Source organism: Cyanobacteria bacterium FACHB-DQ100, from assembly GCA_014695195.1.
Lineage (GTDB): Bacteria > Cyanobacteriota > Cyanobacteriia > Leptolyngbyales > Leptolyngbyaceae > Leptolyngbya.
Genome location: JACJNW010000010.1, coordinates 21,276 through 29,892, shown reverse-complemented (window position 1 = coordinate 29,892; position 8,617 = coordinate 21,276). Strand labels below are relative to the sequence as shown.

Sequence of the window (8,617 nt, the reverse complement as noted above, 5' to 3'; positions counted from 1 at the left end):
TTTGGCAGCACAGTCGATTCAAATCAACCGCAGCACAGCGGGCAGGATTAGCCTCTCGTTCTTGGACTTGGCACGATATCGCAACCTATCCCACATTAATTTGAAGCACCACCAATTCAGCGACAGTCCTAAAGTGCGAGCTGCGTCAAGTCTGACATCTTTAAGCAGGTCATAACTTGCCTCAGCATACCAAGCGTTTCGCGCGACAGGTTCAACTTTCACAATGTCTAACTGATCTGTAAGTTGCGGATCACTTGATGGATTCGTGAAAGTGCTCCGTACAAATCCAGCATCCGCTTTGAAGCGACCAGAAGCATCATTTGCTAGCAAGCGAAAGCCAATACCACGACTCTCTTCTGCATCCACGACCTCTCCTACATTGAAGTTCCCAACAGGCTGACGCAAGCCTCGCATCACCGTTGTTTCTAAACGCACCCCTCCCGCTTGATTTTGTAAGAGTTGAACGCCCAAAGTTACAGCCGTGACGGTATTTCTTGAATTGTTGAGTCCGAGGAGGTTATCAAAACCCACAATGCTCCTTTCACCTGGAGGTAGGTCTCATCTGGAGGTAGGTCTCATCCACCCGCCAGGAATCGTTGGTCTGGTTCAGGTGCGATCGAACTCGTTTGTCCAGTTCTGGGGCGTAGCTCAATACTCACTGATAAATGGTGGAATAATCCACTTCCACCCCTTGCTCCGCCATCATCTCTTCTAGGTTCCGATAGCTCAAGGGATAGCGACAATACCACCGTATATTCAGCAGGATGATTTCTGGCAGAAAGTGCCGCCACTTAAACAAGGATTGGGCAACCATTTAAGATAAGGTGAAAGAAAATTGAGCCTCCCCACCCTACCATTTTTGCGACACAACCCTTTTTGCCGCCTCATGTAGATTTGACACTATTCCGAAATTCTGCTTTGTAAAATTCTGTGGGAGAGTAGCCTAATTTTAGGGAATGTTGATTGATGAGATCGGCGCTTTAGTGGTTCTCTTCAATGTTGGAGTAGAACACGAATTAGCCCTCAGACAGCAATATAGCAATTCTAATTGGTTTGTAAATTGCATAAATCCTGCCCTCACCCTAAATTTCTCTCCCTCAGGGAGAGGGACTAGATTCTTGCTCCCTTCTCCTCTAGGGAGAAGGGCTAGGGATGAGGGCAGATCGATTTCATAACTCAACTAGGATCGCTATAGTTCTACAATTTCTACTTGCCCTGCTCTATGAAATCGAGTTCCCATCAACCCAACCAGTCCCTCACCCGTAGTACCTTAATAAAGATGGGGTTTAGTTTAGCAGGTGTGATTATTGCTGCAACCGGGATCAGCTATGTTCATCTAACACACTCCATCCAAACAATCATCCTGTCGGATTTAGAAAAGTATAGCCTTGATCGCGGCAAGCACGAGGAAACTCTATTTAAGCTTGCGGAAGATAATCATCAACAATTTAAGCAGCGATTTCTCAAGAATCTCAAGAAGATGGGAGAACAAGACCCACAGCAGAAATTCGCTGAATTAGCAATTCCGTGGTCTGATGGAACTCACCGCAATTTTCCTCAGAGTCGCGCCATTGAAACGTTTGATACAGAACTTTATCCGCATCTCTTCATTGGCAAAAATACTTCAATTAACGCAGAGTTACGTCGTCACACGATCGTCGCTTATGATTTGCTGAGTTATTACGGTGCTGCTTGGCATAACCGCTTCACAAACACCTATGTTATTACCCCGGAAAATGTGGAAATTGGGTATTTTCCTGGTTTTGCTTGGGGCTTAGTGGCAAAACCTGATTTGTACTTGCCCAAAGAAGAGTTCTTCCACATTTCAACTCCAAAGCAGAATCCAGCTCGCGAGACGAAATGGACGGGGCTTTTCTTTGATGACGTTGCTAAACTTTGGATGGTGACAGCCGCGACTCCGATCGATGATGCTCAAGGCAACCATATTGCAACGATCGCCCATGATGTTGTGTTAAACGATCTGATGGAGCGAACTGTTAAAAATACGCTTCGAGGAACCTACAACATCATCTTTCGTGAAGATGGGAGACTGATTGTCGATACTGCTCGAATGGAGCAAATTAAACAGAAGCAAGGTAATTTCAACATTCTCGATACTGGAGATGCCCATCTCAGACGTATCTTTGAGGCTGTTAGAACTGCAAAATCAGGGCAAATCATTATTGATAATCCCTCAGAGCACGAGTTCCTTGCAGTCACAAAACTAAGTGGGCCGGATTGGTATTTTGTCGTCGTTTATCCTAAAGCATTAATCAATGAAATTGCGCTAAATAACGCTAGAACTATTCTAATGGTCGGCTTAATTGCGCTGGTGATTGAAGTGCTACTGCTGTATTCCATATTACACAAGCAGGTCACGCAACCGCTCAAGCAATTACTGGTTGCAACCGAGCAAGTCGCAGATGGCAACTTTGAGATTGAGTTCAGCTTTAAGCGGCAAGATGAGATTGGTCGCTTAACTACGACTTTTACCAAGATGGCAAATCAGCTTCAAAGCTCTTTTGCATCCTTGGAGCAACAGAAAGATGAGTTAGAAATTCGTGTACAAGAACGGACACAAGAACTATCACAAACCTTGCAAGAGTTACAGCAAACCCAAAGCCATTTGATCCAAAGCGAAAAGATGTCTAGTTTGGGGCAGTTAGTGGCAGGCGTTGCTCACGAAATCAATAATCCTGTTAACTTTATTCATGGTAATCTTGCCCCTGCATCCGACTATGCTCAATCCCTACTGAAATTACTTGCGCTGTATCAGCAGGAGTATCCCAAACCAACTCCAGCCATTCAAACTGAAATTGAAGAGATCGATCTCGAATTTGTACAAGAGGACTTACCCAAGCTCCTTGACTCAGTTAAGCTTGGCTCAGAGCGAATTCGCAACATTGTTCTATCACTGCGTAACTTTTCCCGCTTGGACGAGGCAGAGCTTAAAAGCGTTAACATCCACGAAGGTCTAGAAAGTACGCTGTTGATTCTGCAAAATCGATTGAAACCAAAACATGATTCTCCAGAAATTCAAGTCATCCGAGACTACGGTGAGTTACCACTTGTAACTTGCTATGCAGGACAGCTCAATCAGGTGTTTATGAATCTTTTGGCGAATGCGATCGATGCCATCCATGAACAGCGAAAACACCGCTCCCTGGGAGGAGAAGCTCATCTCGATCAAATTCAGATTCGGACTGAGGTGATTCAGCAACAATGGGTCAGAATTGCGATCGCAGATAATGGCACCGGGATACCGGAGGATATGCAATTAAAGCTATTTGACCCCTTCTTTACCACCAAGCCTATCGGGCAGGGAACTGGCTTAGGTTTATCAATTAGTTACCAAATCATTACTCAGCAACATCAGGGTAAGTTGTACTGCCACTCTGTCCCAGGACAGGGGACAGAATTTGTGATTGAGTTTCCCCTTCATCTTGCATAAGCGAGCAATAACGCCGCGATCGAGTGTGTTAAGAGCAACGATATAGCATCATCACTCTCAACACGCTTGATGTTAATGGTTACGATGCTCGCAAAATGTTTAACTCTCTAGCCTGTCCGATGTACCATTTGGAAAGGTAATTCGCAACGCCGTTTTGATGCAGCTTTTCTTGTTTTACCTTTGACATCTCTGTAAATCCAAGACTACGCCCTTCACAATGGGCAGAGCGACAACGGCAGCTCTGAACTGCGATCGACAGAGCTTCTGTCATTCCGTAATGCCAGCACAGTTCTTCACTTACGAGAATATCTCTCGTTGCGTAGAAGCTATATCCACCCAACTCATTGTCTCGGATGACCAAGTTGAAATCACAGCCATGATTAATCAATCGAGCAGGTTCATCTAACTCCACATGGCGTTCCCAGTCAACCTGAAAGGAGTGTTCAGTTCTCATTGATGTCACTTCGATCGGACAACCGACACAAACCAATGTTCCAGATGGAATAAAGCATTGAGCAAACACACCCTTCCCTTTGCCTTCCACCTCTTGAACTTTGAGCATGGAGGCATGATTATGACACGAAATAGATTGAGTAGACATAGGGTAAGTGAATGAAAGGACAAACAAACGTTGCAATCTCGCTAGTGACGTTCCCAATTCTCAAGCTCGCTCTCAGGTTAGTATATTTTGCCTGCAAATGGCAATACTAATGTCAATTGAAATGTGAACGCTGCAGCAATAGATTTTGTATGAGATATGCATGCAGTATTGGGCAACAAAATCTCTCCTGCTTATGGAATAACAAGCAGCGATTGCTAAATTAGGCAGAACTGACTGGGCTTAGATTGCTACTAAGAGTGGTGATAAACGACGTAACTCTTGATGCACCAGTTGAAAGAATCTCTGCTGAGTCTGATTGAATTGAGCAAATCCCTGATCTGCCCACTCTACAATTTGTGCTTCGGAAGCATCAGCATATTGCACCACTTGATTCAGTGCTAACAGCGCTCCGTCTGAATGTTTTAATTCCACGCCCTTTGTTCCAAAGGTTCCATGAATCACAATCCAATACCAAGGGCTAACGCTTCCCGCCTCAAAGTGCAGCTTGTTTTGTTTGATAAACTGACCGAATTGCGTCTGACGTTGCTCTGAATAAAGCACCTCATTGATGATGCTACATTCGTATTCTCCAACGATTTCGGCTCCAACATGGAAGCCCATTGCTCGTACCATGCTGCTAAGATCGTCGGATTGGGCATCGTATCCCTCATTTACAGCTTTCAGAACCCCTGCAAGCCAATCGCCGGATGTTGCTACATCCTTGATCTCTGCTTGGGATAGACCTGCATACTCTGCCAATTTATCCAGTAGTCCGTAAGAAAGCGTTCTATGAGAGACATTCGTTCTCGGATCACGAAACTCTTCCAGGGCAGCAGTGAGTACGTTAGCTGCTACATCCATTGCTCGCTCTGCATGGGCTGCAATTGCACAGTTTGGATCATATAGCAATTTACTAGATCCAATGATGCCTGCCAATCGCGGCACTAGAAAACTATAGCTTCTGCCATAGTGGACAAATCGGTGCATGAACAGATACAACGCTTTTGGGCTGCAAACGGCTTCTCTACAGGCTGCTTCCATCACGGCATTAACAGATGGAACATCCAGTGAACTCTTGAAACTTTGAGTTGTAATCATGCCAGCTTTCTACCTCAAATTGCGATATTTAGTCGTGACATTCCTAGTCACAGTCAACCTGCTCGATTGAAGTTTCCATCAAGAGGTAAGCATGAGCTTAACCAGCACCTTTGCAATGTAAAGGTAGGACGATCCTGCACTCGGCTGAGAATACTAGTCTTCAAATGTTCAATCTTGGCTCAGTCAAATTACTAGAAGTTGCCCTAAGTACAGTAAAGGACTGTGAAATCTTGGAACTACGACTTAACTTCAGGAAATAACTCTGTCTTCACAAATTTTTAATGATCTATTGCGAAAGCGCAAACCGTAATTTCACTTATATTTTTTATTACAATAGTGTATTCACTTAATATTTTTCGTAACTTTTGATGTTAAAAATTAAGATTAACCCGTGTAAATGCTGATGAAGCCTATTGAGAGCTAGCTGATTGTCAGGCGTTTGAGCATCAATCGAATAAAGTACAAATTTAGTTTTGCTGTGGCAAAGCATAGGGTTGTGTCGCAAAGACTTTAAAGTGACAAACAAAGTGACAAACGAACTGGTCTCGTTTACATTGCTTTAAGCACTCACCCCAAAGATTTCATTGATGAAGTCCACTTGGGATACACTGTCCCCTCGTTTGATTTCTTTTACTTGTCCTTTGCGAATCATATTCATCACTACAATCCCTCGCAATGTTCTCCTTGCCGTGTTGAACGGCCGAAATCACAGCATCGGCTTCACAATTCGTTTCACGTTGCGACGGTCTTGCTCAATGGTGTTGCTCAAGTATTTGACTTGCCGCAGCTCAGTCTCTGCTTTCAACGTTTTATCCTGTATGAAACGTCAACTACCGGTACTTGTCCAATTTTGGTGATCTAGCTTTGAGGGTACTGTCAACTTAGCCGGTCATCATCAGAAATAAGCACAACAATCCCTCAATGCCCCTCAATGCTCAGTTCGCTCAATTTACACAGCAACTTTCAAGCAAGTGATTTCTCGCCAACACTTTGAGGGGTGGCGCAGTTCTTCCCGGTATCGTGTTGTACTCTGTTCATGTTGCTTGGGGTGAAAGTGTGCTCGAATCGGGTCACAAGCAGAAAGAAATCGTTACAGTACATTGATTTAAAAACAAAGAATCTTCCAAGATCCTTCCAGTCTATTATTCAAACCTGGGACAAACTATCAAAGTAGAGCGAACATTTGCCAAAGGCGGTGCGGATAATTTGTCCGATCGCTTGGTTGACAACTATTTGCGCTTTCAGCGTGTGTTTTCGCTTTTTGCCACTGTAGTAAGCTCTTTGGTTTTTCTCGGGCGTTCGATCTGCCTCTCGGTGCGTGTTATCGACGGTTGCGAACTCGCCTAGGAGCACCAAAAGCAATTACAGCCATCACTCACAAATTATACTTAATATATAAACTACTCCTTTCCTCTGAAAGAGTAAGCTTTGCTGGGGAAGAATTATCAGAATGGTAATCATCCTTTTCTCGCTTCCTTATGCTGCTATCACTTGCTCAAACAATCCGAAAGTTTGGTGTGCTTTGGATCACAATTCCCAGCGCGGCAGGATTGATCGTGCTTCTGCGGTCTGCTGGGGCATTACAATCTTTGGAATGGATGGCATTTGATCAATATGTTCGGCTGCGTCCCCGAGAAGTAACCGACGATCGCGTCATAATTGTTGGCGTAAACGAAAACGACATTCGGCAACTCAAGCGTTATCCGTTTGATGATGCTACCCTCGCCAAGTTGTTGACGAAGATTAAGCAGCAAAAACCAAGAGCGATCGGTTTAGATATCTATCGGGATCTCCCAGTAGAACCAGGATACTCAGAGCTGGCTAAAGTATTCGAGACAACCCCTAACCTAATTGGCATTGAAAAAAGAGGCGGAAGTACAGAAGTCGAGGTTGCACCTCCCCCCATCCTGAAACAGCGCAATCAAACTGCTTCAAACGATGTGGTACTCGACGGCGATGGGAAACTGCGTCGAGGTCTACTTTATTGGACAAGCCCCAATGGAGAGCAATCCCTGGAAAGTTTGGGATTGCGCCTTGCAATGCTCTATTTAGAAGCTCAGAGAATCACACCCCAGCCAGCGACAACCAATTCACAGTATCTCAAGCTTGGGCGCGGCATCTTTCCCATTTTTGAATCAAACGATGGTAGCTATGTCTCAGCGGATGCAGGCGGCTATCAAATCTTGCTGAACTATCGAGGTGCTTCTGGCAAGTTCCGCACAGTGTCGCTGATGGACGTGCTGCAAGACCGACTGCCTGCTGATCTGATGCGTGACTCGCAAGAACAACCCTTTCGAGACAAAATCGTTTTAATTGGAGTGACGGCTCGAAGCATCAAAGATGTCTTCTACACTCCCTATAGCGGTGACTCGATCACGACTCCAGAGAGAATGGCAGGCGTTGAGGTACAGGCGAATCTAGCCAGTCAAATTATTAGCGCTGCGATCGACGGGCGCTCGGGCTTCCAAGTTTGGACAGATGCAATTGAAGCAGTTTGGATTCTGCTTTGGTCGGGTGTGGGAACGGCGTTAGGCTGGATGGTGCGCTCGCCGCGTTGGGCAGTAGCAGGCATGGTAATTGCAGTCGGAGGGCTAGGGATAGGGAGCTTTGCAGCATTCGGCTTTTCCTGGTGGATTCCTGTTGTCCCACCCGCCTTAGCGCTTCTCACGTCTGCGATGGTCGTCACGGTTCACATTGCCCACTCAGAACGCCGCGATCACCAAACCGTGATGAATCTCTTTGGGCGATATGTAACCCCGACGATTGCTGAGACAATTTGGCGCGATCGAGATCAACTACTGTCCCAAGGTCGCCTGCGGGGACAAAAACTCACGGCAACGGTGCTATTTACCGATATTAAAAACTTCAGCACCATTGCCGAACGTACCGACCCCGAAACGCTGATGATTTGGCTGAATGAATATATGGAAGCGATGACGGAAGTGGTGTTGAAGCATGGGGCGGTGGTAGATAAATTTATTGGGGATGCGATTATGGCGGTCTTTGGTGTTCCGATCGCTCGTAAAACCAGTCAAGACATTGCTCAAGATGCTTACAGTGCTGTGCAATGCGCGATCGAGATGTCCTCTGCACTAGAAGCACTGAATCAACGCTGGACACAGCAAGGACATCCCACGATTCAAATGCGGGCAGGCATTTCTACAGGCACAGTCGTTACAGGTAGCTTAGGAGGTCAGCAGCGCATGGACTATACCGCGATCGGCGATAGTGTGAATGTGGCAGCACGGCTCGAAAGTTTTGATAAATCGATCGAGGGCGGACTCTGCCGAATTTTAATCAGCGAAGAGACGTTTACGCGGGTTGAAGGTCAATTTCCCGTGCAAGCCGTCGGGACAGTTCAACTGAAAGGGCGTGAACAACCGACGAACGTTTATCAAGTTTTATGGGAATCCTCGAAGAGTGAGAGTGGCAGAGTTTAGCGTCTGTACGACAGGAGGGAATTACTC

6 protein-coding genes and 1 pseudogene are annotated in these 8,617 nt (G+C 45.7%); 3 read left to right on the top strand and 4 right to left on the bottom strand.

Features of this window, described 5'->3' with window-relative positions; genetic code table 11:
• Positions 1-104 (top strand): IS1 family transposase (locus H6F51_01835; protein ID MBD1821258.1); only part of this gene is annotated, 104 nt, incomplete at its 5' end.
• A gap of 452 nt (positions 105-556) precedes the next feature.
• Here H6F51_01835 and H6F51_01830 read toward each other — a convergent pair.
• Positions 557-814, bottom strand: a pseudogene (locus H6F51_01830) (IS6 family transposase).
• A gap of 465 nt (positions 815-1,279) precedes the next feature.
• On the opposite strand from H6F51_01830, the gene H6F51_01825 reads away from it, so the two are divergent.
• Positions 1,280-3,451 carry a HAMP domain-containing protein gene (locus tag H6F51_01825; protein MBD1821257.1) on the top strand — a complete coding sequence of 724 codons (2,172 nt, stop codon included), beginning with the start codon at positions 1,280-1,282 and terminating at the stop codon, positions 3,449-3,451.
• 79 nt (positions 3,452-3,530) lie between these two features.
• Here H6F51_01825 and H6F51_01820 read toward each other — a convergent pair whose 3' ends face one another.
• From H6F51_01820 to H6F51_01810, 3 genes are all read right to left on the bottom strand, one after another.
• Positions 3,531-4,052 carry an SET domain-containing protein gene (locus H6F51_01820; protein ID MBD1821256.1) on the bottom strand — a complete coding sequence of 174 codons (522 nt, stop codon included), beginning with the start codon at positions 4,050-4,052 and terminating at the stop codon, positions 3,531-3,533.
• Positions 4,053-4,292: 240 nt separating this feature from the next.
• Positions 4,293-5,150 (bottom strand): hypothetical protein, encoded by an 858-nt coding sequence (locus H6F51_01815; protein MBD1821255.1) that lies wholly within the window; start codon positions 5,148-5,150, stop codon positions 4,293-4,295.
• Positions 5,151-6,296: 1,146 nt separating this feature from the next.
• Complete coding sequence (locus H6F51_01810; protein MBD1821254.1) at positions 6,297-6,506, bottom strand: hypothetical protein; 210 nt, start codon at positions 6,504-6,506, stop codon at positions 6,297-6,299.
• Between the two features lie 122 nt (positions 6,507-6,628).
• Here H6F51_01810 and H6F51_01805 point away from each other — a divergent pair, with 122 nt between their 5' ends.
• Positions 6,629-8,590: an adenylate/guanylate cyclase domain-containing protein gene (locus tag H6F51_01805; protein MBD1821253.1), complete on the top strand. Its 1,962-nt coding sequence runs from the start codon at positions 6,629-6,631 to the stop codon at positions 8,588-8,590.
• The last annotated feature ends 27 nt before the right edge of the window (positions 8,591-8,617 follow it).

Bases quoted from the DNA above. Each gene is read 5' to 3' on its own strand.
- H6F51_01825 (MBD1821257.1), top strand. From the start codon at position 1,280: ATGGGGTTTAGTTTAGCAGGTGTGATTATTGCTGCAACCGGGATCAGC.
- H6F51_01815 (MBD1821255.1), bottom strand. From the start codon at position 5,150: ATGATTACAACTCAAAGTTTCAAGAGTTCACTGGATGTTCCATCTGTT.
- H6F51_01805 (MBD1821253.1), top strand. From the start codon at position 6,629: ATGCTGCTATCACTTGCTCAAACAATCCGAAAGTTTGGTGTGCTTTGG.
- H6F51_01820 (MBD1821256.1), bottom strand. From the start codon at position 4,052: ATGTCTACTCAATCTATTTCGTGTCATAATCATGCCTCCATGCTCAAA.